Consider the following 15,462-nt stretch of genomic DNA (forward strand, 5'->3'; position numbering starts at 1 on the left):
CCACTACATCAACGCATCCGCCAACCGCGCGATGCCTTCGCGACTGCGTCGCCAGGCCGGGCGCCGCCGCCACTGTTGCAGATCCAGCTGACGTGCGTTGGCCAGATAGTCCTGTTCGATCGCGCGCAACCGCTGCACCACGCCGGTGTCGTAGCACACCATGCCGATCTCGGCGTTGAGCGCGAACGAGCGGATATCCAGATTGATCGAGCCCACCAGCGCGATGTTTTCATCCATGCTCAGGTGCTTGGCATGCAGGAAGTGCGGGCGGTACAGCGCAATCTTCACCCCACAGCGCAGCAGCTCGTCGAAATACGCTTCCTGTGCCCACGCCGCCAGACGCTGGTTGTTGCGCTCGGACAAGATCAGCTGCACATCCACGCCCGAGACCGCGGCGATGCGCAAGGCGCTCAGCAAGGCCTCGTCCGGCACGAAGTACGGCGTCACCAGTACCACTTTTCGTCGCGCCAGATGGATCACCGCATTGATCGCATCGCGCGCGTTCTCGAAGGGATACGCCGGCCCGCTGGGCAGCAACTGGGTGGCGATATTGGCCTCGCAGACCGGCGCATCCGGCCAGACATCCAGGCGTTGCCCGGTTTCGGTGAACCAGTCGCTGGCGAACACCGCTTCCAGATGATTGACCACCGGCCCGCGCACGCGCGCCACCAGCTCGCGATTGGGCACGCCGTCGATGAAGCCGGCGTCGGCCAGATTCTGCGAGCCGACAAAGCCCACCTGGTTGTCGATCACCGCAATCTTGCGGTGATTGCGCAGATCCATGCGCCCACTGCGGCGCCAGCGCAGCCCACCGGGCAGCACCGCCAGCACCTCGATGCCGTCGGCCTGCAGCCGCTTGCGATAGCGCCGCAGGCCGCGCTTGGCGCCCACCGCATCGAGCAGCACGCGGCAGCGCACGCCGCGCGCACTTGCACGTTGCAGCGCTGCCACCACCGCATCGCCCACCGCATCGTCGAACATCAGGTAATACAGCAGATGCACGCGCTTTTCGGCCGTATCGATCGCGACGATCAACGCCTGCAGCGACTGCGCGTAGTCGTCGAGCAATTCCACCGCATTGCCTAAGGTGGGCATGAAGTCGCCCTGCCGTTCGATCAGCGGCACCACCTCGGCGCTGCTGGTATCGGGCGGCGGCGTCCAGCGCAGCGCATGCAACGGCAGCTGCTGTTCGCGAATCACCTGCGAGGCGGTGGCCTGCCGCTCCACGCGCAGCCGCGACAACCACGGGTGGCCGAGCAACAGATACAGCGGCAGGCCGACCACCGGCACAAAGCCGATCAGCAGCAACCAGCTGCGCGCCGCGCCAGGCGTGGTGCGGGTGGGAATCCATAGCAGCGCGGCCAGGCGGATCACCCAGTCCAGCGCCAACAGCCAGGTCCCTTGCAACCAGTCGGGCAGCATCAGCGCTCCGTTCTCATGAGGAAGCCGATTCTGACCCGGCCGCGTGTAAACGCAACGACGCGGTCCCCACCGGTTGGATGCAATGGCGAAACGGGCCGGCATCTGCCGCTGCCGGATGCACGCGCTCGGCGCACACCTGCCGCAGCGTCTGCACGAAGGCGGTCTGCGCGCGCGTCGGGTGCCAGTCGCTGCGCGTGGTCATGCCGATCTGCCGACGCAAACGCGGCCCGGCGCTGCCGATCTCGCGCAGCAGGCCGGCGCGGCGCTCGAACAGGAACTGGTCGCGCGACATCAGGGTCAGCCAATCGTCTTCCAGCAACAGGCCGCGTACGGTCAGCTCGGCGCCGCATTCGATACGCAGCGGCGGCGGCTCCAGCTGCCGATCGCGGAACATACGTTCCCAGCGCTCGCGCACCGGCGTGCCCGCCGCGGCCATCACCCACGGGTAGTCGAGCAGCTGCGCGAACGCATACGCCGTTCCGGCCAACGGGTGCCCGCTACGCGCCACGATCACCGGCTCGTCGTCGAACAGCGGCTCCTGCAGCACGTCGCGCACCGGCAGCGGGTCGCGTAACGCACCGATCAGCAGGTCCAGCCCGCCCTCGCGCAGATGCGCCAGCAACTCCGCATACGGGCCTTCCACCACGCTGATGCTGGCAGCCGGGTGTGCACGCGCAAACCGCGCCAACGCCTGCGGCAACAGGATCGCCCGCGCTAGCGGCATCACCCCCACCACCACCCGCCCGGCATGCTGCGAGCGCAGGGCGGCCACTTCGTCGAGCGCGGCGCGTACCTCCGCCAGCGCCAGCCGCACCTGCCGCAGCAACCGCTCCGCCACCGGCGTGGGCTGCATCGCCTTGCCGCGGCGCATAGTCAGCGGCACCTCGATCACATCGGCCAGCGCCTGCACCGCGCGGTAGACCGCCGGCTGCGACACGCCCAGCTGCACCCCCGCCAGCGAATAGCTGCCCGCCACATCCACCGCCACCAGCGCCTGCAGCTGGCCCAGCGACACCCGTCGCTCCAGACCGGGGCGCGCCGGCAGCCGCAGCGCACGCCGCGCCACCAGGATGCCCCGGCCCAGATGCGCCAAGGCGCGCTCGATCCGCGGTACCACCAACTGGGTGGCCTCGGTGGCGGCCATGCCGCCAGGCTGACGCTCGAACAACCGCACGCCCAGTTGTTGTTCCAGGCGCGCCACCGCCTGGGTCAAGGCCGGCTGCGACAGATTCACCTGCGGCGCGGCCGCGCTGATGCTGCCCAGCCGGTGCACCACGACCAGGGCATACAGATGACGCAGGTTCGGCTCGGGCATCGGCGGCATGCTCTAACTATAAGCAAAATCAATACGCATACCTCAAATGAATCTTGAGCTGATTGACTCTCGCCGCTCAGACTCGGCGCAGTACTAACGAGGATGGATGGATGAGCCAGGTCGTCACCCAGGTTGCGCGCACCCCGATCGCCCTCGTTGACGGGCTGGCACAGGCCGGCGTGGCCACCGTGCACGAGGCGCAGGGACGCAGCGGTCTGTTGCACCACCGGCTGCGCCCGATCTACGCCGGCTGCCGCATCGCCGGCACCGCAGTCACGGTGTCGTTACCGCCCGGCGACAACTGGATGATGCATGTGGCCATCGAACAGTTACAGCCCGGCGACGTGCTGGTGGTGGCGCCCACCAGCGACTGCTGCGACGGCTACTTTGGCGATTTGCTGGCCACCTCAGCGCAGGCGCGCGGTTGCCGCGGGCTGATCATCGATGCCGGCGTGCGCGACGTGCGCGACCTCACCGCCATGCAGTTTCCCGCCTGGAGCCGCGCCATCTGCGCGCAGGGCACCATCAAGGAGACGCTGGGCTCGGTCAACGTACCGCTGGTCTGCGCCGGGCAACTGATCCAGCCCGGCGATGTGGTGGTGGCCGACGACGATGGCGTGTGCGTGGTGTCGCGCGCCACCGCGGCCGACGTGCTGGCCGAAGCGCAGGCCCGCGAAGCGCGCGAACTGATCAAGCGCGAACGTCTGGCGCGCGGCGAACTGGGCCTGGATATCTACGCCATGCGCGAGCGCCTGGCGGCCAAGGGTCTGCGCTATGTCTGAGCAGGTGCGCGCGATGTGGATGCGCGGCGGCACCTCCAAGGGCGGCTTTTTTCTGGCCGACGACTTGCCCGCCGACACTGCCGCACGCGATGCCTTGCTGCTGCGCGCCTACGGCTCGCCGGACCTGCGCCAGATCGACGGCATGGGCGGCGCCGACCCGCTCACCTCCAAGGTCGCGGTGGTGTCGCGCTCCACACGCGCCGATGCCGATGTGGACTATTTGTTTTTGCAGGTGGCAGTCGAACAGGCGCAGGTCAGCGATGCGCAGAACTGCGGCAACATGCTGGCCGGCGTGGCGCCCTTCGCGCTGGAGCGCGGCCTGCTGCCCACGCACGATGGGCAGACCGACGTACGCATCTTCATGCGCAACACCGGCACCCTGGCAACGGCCACCGTGCACACGCCCGGCGGCCGAGTCACGTATGCGGGCGACGCGCGCATCGACGGCGTGCCGGGCACTGCCGCACCCATTGCGTTGGCATTCGCCGAGATCGCAGGTTCTTCCTGCGGCGCGCTGTTGCCGACCGGGCGCGCCGTGGACATGCTGGATGGCGTGGCGGTGACGCTGATCGACAACGGCATGCCGTGCGTGGTGCTGCGCGCCGCCGATGTCGGGATCAGCGGGTATGAAGACCGCGCCACGCTGGATGCGGATGACGCACTCAAAGTACGGCTGGAATCCATTCGCCTGCAGGCCGGCCCCTTGATGCAGTTGGGCGATGTCAGTGCAGCGACAGTGCCGAAGATGATGCTGGTGGCCGCACCGCGCAACGGTGGCGCAATCAGCGTGCGCTCGTTTATCCCGCACCGCTGCCATGCGTCGATCGGTGTGCTCGGCGCTGTCACCGTCGCCACCGCGTGCCTGCTGCCGGAGTCACCCGCGCACGCGCTGGCGCAGCTGCACGGCGGCAGCATCCAGCAGGTGGACGTGGAGCACCCCAGCGGCATGACCGGCTGCGTCATCGAACGCGATGCACATGGCGCGGTGGTGCACGCCGCGGTGGTCAGGACGGCACGCAAATTGTTCGATGGGGTGTTGTTTGGGTAAGCACTGCCAGTCTCGCGCTGTGTTGCCAGCGTCAGGCTGGTTCGAGCAGGGAGATTGCGGCGTGCGCACTGCACTCGTCCGATCATCGATGCGCTGCGCGGTGTCGTCTGCGTTGTCATGCGAAAGCGTGTGCTTGTGCCATTGCGGATCGCACATCGGCGCAACGTCCCGTTGCATCTCGGCAACGCCTTGCCGGCCGGGAATATGCCAGGCAGGTGCGTGGCAGACGGGGAGCAGCAGCACCTGCAGCGGATCGAATGCCGGTCGCGCCCGGGTGCGCTCCTACGTGGTGGGCGCATCGGGCGGCCTGGGGTGCAGCTTGAAGCGGGAAACGATGCACCTGCAGCGGCATGCACGTACTGATGCAGTGCAGTCGGTTCGCCGCGCACCGCGAGAAACGCATTCCGGAGATGCCGTGGTGGATGGCCATAGCGATGGCACACCCGCTCAGAGACTGCGTGCGACTGGCGGCTGGGCAGACGCACACGCAGCAGTGGCCGCTGTCACACACTGCATGCCTCCACCCGAACGCGTCCGACGGATCCGACCCGCACTTCAACGAGCATCGCCATGATCATCGACTGCCACGGCCATTACACCACCGCACCCGCTGCACACGATGTGTTTCGCAAGGCGCAGATTGCGCATTACACCGACGCAAACCTGCCGGCACCGGTGTATCCGCACATTTCCGATGACCAACTGCGCGACAGCATCGAGCAGCATCAATTGCGCCTGCTGCGCGAGCGCGGTGCGGACATGACGATCTTCTCGCCACGTGCCAGCACCATGGCGCACCACATCGGCGACGAAGCCGTGAGCCAGGTCTGGACGCGGCATTGCAATGACCTCATCGGCCGCGTGGTGCAGCTGTATCCACACACCTTTATCGGCGTGTGCCAGCTGCCGCAGTCGCCGGGTGTGTCGATCGCGCACTCGATCCAGGAGCTGGAACGTTGTGTCACCGAGCTCGGGTTTGTCGGCTGCAATCTCAATCCAGACCCATCCGGTGGCCACTGGACCGGCCTGCCGTTGACCGATCGCGCCTGGTACCCGTTCTTCGAAAAAATGGTCGAGCTGGATGTCCCAGCGATGGTGCACGTGTCGGGCAGTTGCAACGCAAATTTCCACGCCACCGGCGCGCATTACCTCAACGCCGATACCACCGCCTTCATGCAGTTTCTGGAAGGCGACTTGTTCGCCGATTTCCCGGAGCTGCGCTTCATCATCCCGCACGGCGGGGGCGCCGTCCCCTATCACTGGGGTCGCTTCCGCGGCCTGGCGGACATGTTGGGCAAACCGCCGTTATCCACGCACGTGATGCGCAACGTGTTCTTCGACACCTGCGTGTATCACCAACCCGGGATCGACCTGCTGTTCGAGGTGATCGACATCGACAACATTCTGTTCGGCTCGGAAATGGTCGGCGCGGTGCGTGGCATCGACCCGCAGACAGGGCACTATTTCGACGACACCAAACGCTATATCGATGCACTGGCAATCTCCGATGCAGACAAGCGCAAGGTCTTCGAAGGCAATGCACGGCGCGTGTATCCACGCCTGGACGCGCAATTGCGCGCGCGTGGGCTATAGCTCTTCCTTCTCCCAGCGGGAGAAGATGCCCCGAAGGAGCGGATGAGGGGGCGCCTCAGAGAGTGGTCACCACCTGCGATATCAAACGCGTCGCCACGCGCCTACAGAAATGAAACCCCACCGCTTCGCCCTTCGCCCTCTGCCGCAGGGGGAAACGAATGCAGCCAACCAAACTGCATCCCAACGTTTGCAGGGCGCAACACAACCCGTGCATCAACGTTGGCCGATCAAACGCGTTACGGCAGTCGAGCACGGCGCGATCGATTCCCCAAACGCAAACACCCGCCTTTCGGCGGGTGTTTGCTTGGATGCAGATCGCGTAATCGGTGGATTACTTGATCTTGCCTTCCTTGTACATCACGTGCTTACGCACGACGGGGTCGTACTTCATCATTTCCATCTTCCCCGGAGTGTTTTTCTTGTTCTTATCCGTGGTGTAGAAGTGGCCGGTAGCGGCCGAGGAAATCATACGAATCTTGTCACGCTTGCCTTTTGCCATGACTGCTTACTCCTCAGACCTTTTCGCCGCGCGCACGCAGCTCTTTCAGAACGGCATCAATCCCGTTCTTGTCGATGGTGCGCAATGCATGCGCGGAGACACGGAGCTTCACCCAGCGGTTTTCGCTGGCGACCCAGAAACGGCGCTCGTGCAGGTTAGGCAGGAAGCGACGACGGGTTCTGTTGTTTGCGTGGGAGACGTTGTTACCCGTCTGCACACGCTTGCCGGACACTTGGCATACGCGGGACATTACGCACCTCGATAAATGAATTGCCACCCATAGCCTGGGGAGCGGCGGCCCCGACAGCATCAAGCTGCCACGCAACGTTGGGAATCAAGAACTTACGCTGGGAACGAGCCGGCAACCCCATCGCGCTGGGTGCCGCCATCCGGAGCGATCCGGGCACAGCGAGCCGCGCATTATGCACGGCAATTCCTTGTATCGCAAGCACTTACGGCGAGCCCGTTGACGTGGGCAACGCCGTTGCCCGGCGCGTGCGCAGGCGACGATCAGCCGCCCCCGGCCTGCGCCATCGCAGTGACCTGGCGCAACTCCACCAGGGCTGCACGCGCCACCTGCCAGGCCGAGCGCAGGAACAGCAGCAGCAACGCCACCGCGATCACCAGGTCGGGCCAACCGCTGCCGAACGCCCACACCGCCGCACTGGCAGCCAGCACCGCAATGCCCTCGTAGACATCGTTGCGCGAGCAGGCCCAGGCCGACGCCAGATTGATGTCGCCGTTGCGGTACGGCCACAGCAGGCGCAGGCATGCCAGATTGGCGGCAAAGTTCAGCGCCGCCACCACGCCCATGCTCTGGAACAACGGCAACTGCGGGTGAGCCAGTTTCCAGCCGATCTCCGCCGCCACCGCCAGTGCCGCCAGCAGAATCAACCCAGCCTTGAGCAAGGCCACCCGCGCCTTGGCCGCCAGGCTGGCGCCCACCACCGCCAGGCTCAGTGCGTACGTCAGCGCATCGCCCAGATTATCCAGGCTGCCGGACAGCAGCGAGGCGGCGCCACTGTGCAGCGCACCTGCCAGCATCAGCGCAAAGGCGCCGACATTGATCGCCAACACCCACCAAAGCACGCGCCGCTGACGGGCCTGCATCGCTGCCACATCCAGTGTCTTGCCACAGCCGCAACAGGACTTACTCATGCGCCGTCTCCGCGTGGCGTTGCCGCGACAACAGCTCTGGATCGCCCCGATCGCTGCCGATGCAGCCACCGATACAGCACCGGCAACACCAGCAAAGTGAGCAAGGTGGACGAGACGATGCCGCCGATCACCACTGTCGCCAGCGGACGCTGCACCTCTGCACCGGCGCCGACGTTGAAGGCCATCGGCACGAAGCCGAGCGCGGCAACCAATGCAGTCATCAACACCGGCCGCAGGCGCGACAATGCACCTTCGCGCAGGGCCTGCTCCAACGGCATGCCGTCGGCGCGCAAGCCACGGATGAAGGCGATCATCACCAGGCCGTTGAGCACCGCCACGCCCGACAACGCGATGAAGCCGACACCGGCCGAGATCGACAACGCCAACCCACGCATGGCCAAGGCCACCACGCCACCGGTCAGCGCCAACGGCACGCCGCTGAACACCACCACCGCATCGCGCAACGAACCGAACGACCAGTACAACAGCGCGAAGATCAGCAACAAGGTGCCCGGCACCACCCAGGCCAGGCGCTGACCTGCAGAGATCAGTTGCTCGAAGGTGCCGCCGTAGCCGATCCAGTAACCGGTGGGCAAGGCGACCTCCGCCTGCACACGTTGCTGCACCTCCGCCACGAAACCGCCCAGATCGCGGTCGCGCACGTTGGCGGTAATGACGATGCGGCGCTTGCCGTCTTCGCGATTGATCTGGTTCGGGCCAAGTACGGTCTCGATCTTGGCGACCTCACGTAGCGGCACAGTGGTCGGCTCGCCGCTGCGCCAGCCGGCCGCGCGGCTGGATTCGTCGGCATCGCCACGCTCGCCATCGCCGCGCAGCGGGATCGGCAGATCCGCCAAGGCGGCCGGGTCCTGACGCAGCTGCTCCGGCAGCCGTACCACGATGTCGAAACGGCGGTCGCCTTCGAACAATTGCCCGGCCTCCTGCCCGCCCACCGCAGCGGCCACGGTGTCCTGCACCACACCGGGATTGAGCCCGTAGCCGGCCAGTGCAGCGCGGTCGGGCACCACCGCCAGCATCGGCAGGCCGGTGGCCTGTTCCAGGCTGACATCGGCTGCGCCGGGCACGCTACTGGCGATCTCCTGCACGCGCTGCCCCACTTCCACCAGCGTGGCCAGATCGTCGCCGTAGACCTTGATCGCCACATCCGCACGCACGCCGGAAATCAGCTCGTTCATGCGCATCTGGATCGGCTGGGTGAACTCGTAATTGTTGCCCGGCAGTTGTTTCACCGCCGCTTCGATCTCGGCCACCAACTGCGCCTTGGGCTTACGCGGGTCCGGCCATTGCGCACGCGGATGCATGATCAAGAACGTGTCGGCCACCGATGGCGGCATCGGGTCGGTGGCCACTTCGGCGGTGCCGAGCTTGCCGAACACATGCGCCACTTCCGGAAATTGCTTGATGCGTTTTTCCAGGGTGGATTGCATGGTGATGGCTTGTTCCAGGCTGGTACCGGGAATGCGCAAGGCATGCAGGGCGACATCGCCTTCATCCAGATTGGGAATGAATTCGCTGCCCAGCCGTGTGGATAGCACCGCACAAAGCGCCACCGTGACCAGCGCCGCAATGCCGACCCAGCGCCCGTGCCGCAGCGCGCGATCCAGCAAGGGCGCATACACACCGCGCGCCCAGCGCATTGCGCGGTTTTCATGCTCGGCCACCTTGCCGCCGAGCAGCAAGGCGATCGCCGCCGGCACGAAGGTCAGCGACAACAGCATCGCTCCGCTCAGCGCCAGCACCACGGTGATGGCCATCGGGTGGAACATCTTGCCTTCGATGCCGGTGAGCGCGAACACCGGCAGATACACCGCGGTGATGATGCCCAGGCCGAACAGGCTGGGACGGATCACCTCGGCGGTGGCCTCGGCGGTGAGTGCGAAGCGTTCGTCGCGATCGAGCACACGTCCAAGTCGCAGTTGCGCTTCGCCGAAGCGGCGCAGGCAGTTCTCCACGATGATCACCGCACCATCGACGATCAAGCCGAAATCCAGCGCGCCCAGGCTCATCAGATTGCCGGACACGCCACCGCGCACCATGCCGGTGAGGGTGAACAACATCGCCAACGGAATCACCGCCGCGGTGATCAACGCCGCGCGCACATTGCCCATCAGCAGGAACAACACCACGACCACCAGCAAGGCGCCTTCGACCAGGTTCTTGGCGACGGTGACGATGGTGCGGTCGACCAACGCGGTGCGGTCGTACACCGGCACTGCCTGCACACCGGCCGGCAAGCTGGCGTTGGCCACTTTCAGGCGCTCGGCAGCGGCTTGCGACACGGTGCGGCTATTGGCACCGACCAGCATGAACACCGTGCCGAGCACCACTTCGGTGCCGTCCTGCGTAGCGGCCCCGGTGCGTAACTCGCGGCCTTCGCCGACCTGCGCCACATCGCGCACCCGGATCGGCACGCCTTCGCGGCGATCCAGCACGATTGCGCCGATCTGCGCGATGTCATCCACCTGCCCCGGCACGCGCACCAGAAACTGTTGCCCGTTGCGTTCGATGTAGCCGGCACCGATATTGCGATTATTCGCTTCTACCGCCTGCGCCACGTCATCCAGCGTAAAGCCCAACGCGACCAGACGCGCCGGATCCGGGGTGATATGGATCTGCCGCGCGTAGCCGCCGATGGTGTTGACCTCGGTGACGCCGGGCACATTGCGCAACTGCGGCCGCACCACCCAATCCTGTAGGGTGCGCAGATCGGTCGCCGTCCACGCGGTGCCATCGGGTTTGCGTGCATTGGGCTTGGCCTCCACGGTGTACATGAAGATCTCGCCCAGGCCGGTGGCGATCGGCCCCAGTTGCGGCTCAAGCTCGGCCGGTAACTGCGATTTGACCTGCTGCAAACGCTCGGCCACCTGCTGCCGCGCAAAGTACAGATCGGTGCCATCGGCAAACACGGCTGTCACCTGCGACAAGCCATAGCGCGACAACGAGCGCGTCGACTCCAGCCCCGGCAATCCTGCCAGCACCGTCTCCAACGGAAACGTCACCCGCTGCTCCGACTCCAACGGCGAATACCCCGGTGCTGCGGTATTGACCTGCACCTGCACATTGGTGATGTCCGGCGTGGCATCGATCGGCAACCGCGAAAAACTCCACGCACCGATCGCAATCAATACCCCGGTCAGCGCCAGCATCAACCACCGCTGCGCGATCGCAAACCGAATGATGTTGGTCAGCATGACACGCCCCTCCGTGCATTCCTGGCACCGCACTGCGCCGCGCGCCACCCTCGTGGTGCCACCGACCGACAGCGCGGCCTCCCTATCGCGGTGCGACGCAGCACGCCAAACAAACACCCATCCGCACACCAGCACCAAGGCTGTTGCTGTTGCTGTTGCTGTTGCTGTTGCTGTTGCTGTTGCTGTTGCTGTTGCTGTTGCTGTTGCTGTTGCTGTTGCTGGTGCTGGTGCTGGTGCTGGTGCTGGTGCTGGTGCTGGTGCTGGTGCTGGTGCTGTTGCTGGTGCTGGTGCTGGTGCTGGTGCTGTTGCCGGTGCTGGTGCTGGTGCTGTTGCCGGTGCTGTTTGCGTTTGGGGCCCCATACCGCAGCGGCAAGGCCGGCAGATACAACCCGCAGGGCGGCGCGCATGGATGCGCGACGTTTTTGTAAGGGACATGGATGTCCCTTACAAAAATTTCTGCCGGACTTGCGGACCCGCAGCGCGGAGGGCGCGAGGACGGGGTGTGCTTTGTTTTGGTTACTTTGGTCAGCCTGCGGCTGCCGTAAAGCGCTTCTTGCACAAGCAACGAAAAGTGACTCGCGCCCGACAGGGCGTGAAAGCCTTCGCTCTAACCTGAAAGGGCGCGAAAACCTTGAATCTGGCATGCATCCGCGTCTCCGACACACGCTCCCACTCGACGACGCAATGCCGCCCACCGCAACGCGATCAATGATCATGCGATGCCCCCGACTTCTCGATGTCGGCCTTCACCAGATAACTCTGCTCCACCACCACCGTGTCGCCCGGCGACACGCCCGAGACCAGCTCCACCTGCTGCGCGTCGCGCGCGCCCAACGTCACCGGCCGCGCCTCGTACACATCGCCCACGCGCACGAACACCACATTCCAGTCGCGAAACTGCTGCAACGCCCCCACCGGCACCACCATCGCGGCCGGCTGCTGCGCCACCGTCACCCTCGCCTTCACTGCCGAGCCTGGTCGCCATGAGCCATCGGTATTTCGCAACACCGCGCGCGCCACCGTGCTCTGGCTGGCCGTGGCCGTGCCCGGCAACACGCGCTCCAGGACGGTTTGTGCAACCACGCCATCGCTGATGCGCGTCACCGTCACCGGCGCACCGGCGGCGATATGCCCGGCGTCGGCGCCGAAGATGTGCAGATCCACCCACAGGCTCGACAGATCCGCGATCTCGAACAGCGATTGGCCCTCGCCCGCGTTGCTGCCCAGGCTGGCGTTACGCGCCAGCACGGTGCCGCTGATCGGCGCGGTGACCGAGTAGGTGGTCAGGCTGAGATTGCTCTCCACCGTGGCCAGCACCTGGCCCGCACGCACCTGATCGCCGACGTTGACGCGCAGGCTGCGTACCGGCCCGGGAAAGCGCGCAGTCGCCTGCGCCTGCGCGCCTTCTGCCGGCGTCAGCAGGCCTTGCACTTCGTGCTGATCGGCGATGCTGCCGGCACCCACCGGCGCCATGCGGATACCGGCGTCCTGCGCAATCTTGGCGGCGATCGTGGTGCGGCCTTCATAGCTGGAATAGGTCCAGCGATGGGTCTTGCCCTGCACGCTGGCGCGCACTTCCACATCGAACGAATGCGGCTCGCCTACTTCGCTGGCGGCCAGCAGGCTTCCGTCGGCCTGCGCACGCAGCGGATAGGTGTCGACCTTGCCCCCCAGCCGCGTGGTCTTGACCTCCACGCTGCCGGCGCTGGCCGGCACTGGTTTGCCATCGCGATACAGCCAGGCCTGGAACGTCGGCGGGCGGCCATCTTCGGCAATCGCAAGCTCCACGCTGTCGCCGTCCTGGCTGAGCAGCCGGCCGCCGTGTTTGCCTTTGGCCTCGTCGGCGTGCTCGGCACTGCCGCCCTCTTCGGCATGACCAGCCTCGCTGTCTGCATGGCCGTGTGCGTCTTCGTCGGCGCGGCCGCAACCGCCGAGCAGCAGCGCCAGCAGTAGCGGCGTAAAAATGTATGGCGTCATCGAACGAGATCCTTTGGAATGCCGGCGCACTGCGCCGAGCGATGCAGCGAGTGAGGTGCGGCGCGGCATGCGCTGCGGCTGCGTGTACGTAGCACTGCCCGCGTGAAGTGCGCCGAGCGATGCAGCGAGTGAGATGCGGCGCGGCGTGTGCTGCGGCTGCGTGTACGTAGCACTGCCCGCGTGAAGTGCGCCGAGCGATGCAGCGAGTGAGGCTCGGCGCGGCGTGCGCGGCGGCTCCGTGTACTTAACAGTGCCCACGTGAGTGGCGTCTGCGGCGTCTGCGGTGCAGGTTGCGGCTAGCGGTGTGGGCGAGATGGTGTGCAACCGCGCGTACATCTGGATGGTCGTCGTCATGGAGTCGTCTCCGCCGTGACCACAAACGGTTGCCCGGTCAGCCGCTGGATTTCGATCAATGCGCTCTGCGCTTCCACTGCGGCAGCGAGTTGCTGCTGCCGTGCATCGCTGCGCTGCGCCTGCAGCTGCGCCCAATCCAGATAACTGGTGGCTCCGGCGCGGTAAGCGCGCTCTGCAGCGGTATCGGCGCGTGCCAGCGCGGGCAGCACCTCCTCGCGCATGCGCGCCACTTCCAGCTGGCCGGCGCGGTAACGCCCATGCGCATCGGCCAAGGTGGCGTACAGCTGCAAGGCCTGCGATTGGCGTTCGATATCCAGCAGCGACAGCTCGGCCTGCGCGGCGCGGATGTCCGGCTGCGCGCGACCGGCGCTGCCCAGTGCGAGCGACACACTGCCGACCAGCGCGGTGGCGTTGTTGCCTTCGAGCCGGCGCACACCCACTTGCCAGTCCAGGTCCGGGCTGGCCTGGCTGCGGGCCAGCTGCAGCCGCGCATCGCGCAGGCGCTGCTCGTTGTTCAGGCGTGCCAGCTCCGGCGTGCTGTCGAGTAACTGCGCCAGCACCTCGAACTCGGGAATGGCCGGCAGTTGCAAGGCATCGCCGCTGATCTGGTCGGCCTCGATGCTGCGCGCGCCCCATAGCAGCGCCAGTTGCCGACGTGCCGCGGCCAGTTCCAGCTGCGCGCGGTCGCGGTCTAGTTCCGCACGCGCCTGCAGGGCCTGTGCGGTGAGTAGGACCGATTCGGGCGATGCGCCGGCCTGCAGCCGCTGGCGGGCGGCGGACACGGTGCGTTGGCGCTGCGCCAGGGTTTCCAGCGCGATGGTGTGGCGCTGGCGGGCGGCGGTGATGGCCAGATAGCGCCGCGCCACGTCGGCCAGCACGTCCAACCGCGCGATGGCACGTTGCGGAGCCAGCGCATCGATGCGCGCCTGCGCCAGGGTGCGGCGCGCATCCAGCTTGCCGCCGCGCTCCAGCACGCTGGCCAGGGTGACGGTGAGTTCGGCCTGGTCCAGCGCGCGGGTCGGCCCGCTGCCGAATACGTTTTCGATCTCCGCGCCAACGCGCAGCGGCGGGCGCAACGCATCGCGCTGCGCCTCGGCGGTGAGCACGGCCCGCTGGCCGTCGGCCAGACGTAGATCGGGGTGCTTGGCGGCGACGCGCGCGATGGCGTCGTCCAGGGTCAGCACAGTTTGGGGCGGTACGTCCTGCGCCATGGCGCACGGCACGACCGCGAGGGCGGCAAGTGCCGCCAGTCGCAACCACATGAGGGTATCTCCGCGAATCGGGATCGATGGACAGGCCGGCAGCCGCCGGCAAGGCATCAGGCCGCGATCGGGGGCCGCAACAAGGTATCGATCAGATGCGAACGGTAGTCGGAGGTCAGCGCGGCCGGCTGCGCGTGTGCGCGCATCGGCAGTGGACCCCAGGAGATGGCAGGCAGCATCGCCGGGCTATGCCCATGGCAATAACCGCTGTGCATCAACGCATGCAGCAGGCCAGCACCATCGCGCTCGCCGGCATCGTCTTCATCGGCGCCGTCGTGACCGTGCGGCGCGCTGTCGTCCAGATGCGCCTGGTCGTGCGCCAGCGCATGCACATCGCCCAGCGCACAGGCCACCGGCGCGACCAGCACGCCCATGACCAGCACTGCCAGCGCCATCAGGCGCAACAGAGGGTGCAATAAGCGGGCGCGTCGAAATAACATGGCACGCAGCGTATCGGGGCCAGGGCAGTTACACAATCGCATCCGGGAGCGCAGTGGCCGGTCCGGATCGCAAGGCGCTCACCGGCAACCGTCGTAGGAGCTGACCTGGCCGCGACGCAGTCCCGAACGATTCACGGTAACCGGAAGGAGGCGGATGGACCGTCGAGACGGTGTGTCTGGTGTGCCAAATGGCCGATCACGCGTTGCGGAAGTCGGGACGGCATCGCGGCCGGGGCCGCTCCTACGACAGCTTGGCTTCGGCAAAATCGGCTGGTCCTGCTGACTTGTAGGAGCGGACCTGGCCGCGACGCAGTCCCGACCAATTCACAGCCACCGGAAGGAGGCGGATGGACCGTCGAGGCGGTGTATCTGGTGTGCCAAATGGCCGATAAAGCGTTGC

13 protein-coding genes are annotated in these 15,462 nt (G+C 66.3%); 4 read left to right on the plus strand and 9 right to left on the minus strand.

The features are described 5' to 3' along the window. Window positions 1-3 precede the first annotated feature (3 nt). Both cls and ABQZ00_RS21580 read right to left on the minus strand, forming a co-directional pair. Window positions 4-1,422, minus strand: a complete 1,419-nt coding sequence (gene cls, locus ABQZ00_RS21575) for a cardiolipin synthase (RefSeq protein WP_323539030.1) — start codon at window positions 1,420-1,422, stop codon at window positions 4-6. 13 nt (window positions 1,423-1,435) lie between these two features. Beyond that, on the minus strand, window positions 1,436-2,746 hold the full coding sequence (locus ABQZ00_RS21580; RefSeq protein ID WP_323539031.1) for a LysR family transcriptional regulator: 1,311 nt from the start codon (window positions 2,744-2,746) through the stop codon (window positions 1,436-1,438). A 101-nt stretch (window positions 2,747-2,847) separates the two neighbouring features. On the opposite strand from ABQZ00_RS21580, the gene ABQZ00_RS21585 reads away from it, so the two are divergent. The 3 genes from ABQZ00_RS21585 (at window position 2,848) to ABQZ00_RS21595 (ending at window position 6,160) form a co-directional block, all read left to right on the plus strand. Then, entirely contained in the window at window positions 2,848-3,519 is a 672-nt protein-coding gene (locus tag ABQZ00_RS21585; protein WP_115563363.1) for a 4-carboxy-4-hydroxy-2-oxoadipate aldolase/oxaloacetate decarboxylase, read from the plus strand. Continuing rightward, entirely contained in the window at window positions 3,512-4,567 is a 1,056-nt protein-coding gene (locus ABQZ00_RS21590) for a 4-oxalomesaconate tautomerase (RefSeq protein ID WP_323539032.1), read from the plus strand. Before ABQZ00_RS21585 ends, ABQZ00_RS21590 begins: the two co-directional genes overlap by 8 nt. 570 nt (window positions 4,568-5,137) lie before the next feature. Then, window positions 5,138-6,160, plus strand: coding sequence for an amidohydrolase family protein (locus ABQZ00_RS21595; RefSeq protein ID WP_323539033.1), 1,023 nt, complete (start codon window positions 5,138-5,140; stop codon window positions 6,158-6,160). 331 nt (window positions 6,161-6,491) lie between these two features. Here the strand turns inward: ABQZ00_RS21595 and rpmG are convergent, their stop codons facing one another. From rpmG to ABQZ00_RS21615, 4 genes are all read right to left on the minus strand, one after another. Continuing rightward, window positions 6,492-6,659 (minus strand): 50S ribosomal protein L33, encoded by a 168-nt coding sequence (gene rpmG, locus ABQZ00_RS21600; RefSeq protein WP_002809462.1) that lies wholly within the window; start codon window positions 6,657-6,659, stop codon window positions 6,492-6,494. A gap of 13 nt (window positions 6,660-6,672) precedes the next feature. Continuing rightward, window positions 6,673-6,909 (minus strand): 50S ribosomal protein L28, encoded by a 237-nt coding sequence (gene rpmB / locus ABQZ00_RS21605; protein WP_002809459.1) that lies wholly within the window; start codon window positions 6,907-6,909, stop codon window positions 6,673-6,675. Between the two features lie 260 nt (window positions 6,910-7,169). Further along, on the minus strand, window positions 7,170-7,817 hold the full coding sequence (locus tag ABQZ00_RS21610) for a cation efflux transmembrane domain-containing protein (RefSeq protein ID WP_323539034.1): 648 nt from the start codon (window positions 7,815-7,817) through the stop codon (window positions 7,170-7,172). Further along, window positions 7,814-11,029, minus strand: a complete 3,216-nt coding sequence (locus tag ABQZ00_RS21615; RefSeq protein WP_323539035.1) for an efflux RND transporter permease subunit — start codon at window positions 11,027-11,029, stop codon at window positions 7,814-7,816. Before ABQZ00_RS21615 ends, ABQZ00_RS21610 begins: the two co-directional genes overlap by 4 nt. Before the next feature lie 143 nt (window positions 11,030-11,172). Between ABQZ00_RS21615 and ABQZ00_RS21620 the strand changes: the two genes are divergently transcribed. Next, a complete protein-coding gene (locus ABQZ00_RS21620; RefSeq protein WP_323539073.1) occupies window positions 11,173-11,457 on the plus strand; it encodes a hypothetical protein in 285 nt (94 codons plus the stop codon). Between the two features lie 277 nt (window positions 11,458-11,734). Here the strand turns inward: ABQZ00_RS21620 and ABQZ00_RS21625 are convergent, their stop codons facing one another. The 3 genes from ABQZ00_RS21625 to ABQZ00_RS21635 form a co-directional block, all read right to left on the minus strand. Further along, window positions 11,735-13,006: an efflux RND transporter periplasmic adaptor subunit gene (locus ABQZ00_RS21625; protein WP_323539036.1), complete on the minus strand. Its 1,272-nt coding sequence runs from the start codon at window positions 13,004-13,006 to the stop codon at window positions 11,735-11,737. A gap of 350 nt (window positions 13,007-13,356) precedes the next feature. After that, window positions 13,357-14,622, minus strand: coding sequence for a TolC family protein (locus ABQZ00_RS21630; RefSeq protein ID WP_323539037.1), 1,266 nt, complete (start codon window positions 14,620-14,622; stop codon window positions 13,357-13,359). 56 nt (window positions 14,623-14,678) lie between these two features. Continuing rightward, entirely contained in the window at window positions 14,679-15,062 is a 384-nt protein-coding gene (locus ABQZ00_RS21635) for a hypothetical protein (protein WP_161961720.1), read from the minus strand. Between the last annotated feature and the right edge of the window lie 400 nt (window positions 15,063-15,462).

The sequence above is a fragment of the Xanthomonas sp. WHRI 10204 genome, from assembly GCF_040202875.1.
Classification (GTDB): Bacteria; Pseudomonadota; Gammaproteobacteria; order Xanthomonadales; family Xanthomonadaceae; genus Xanthomonas.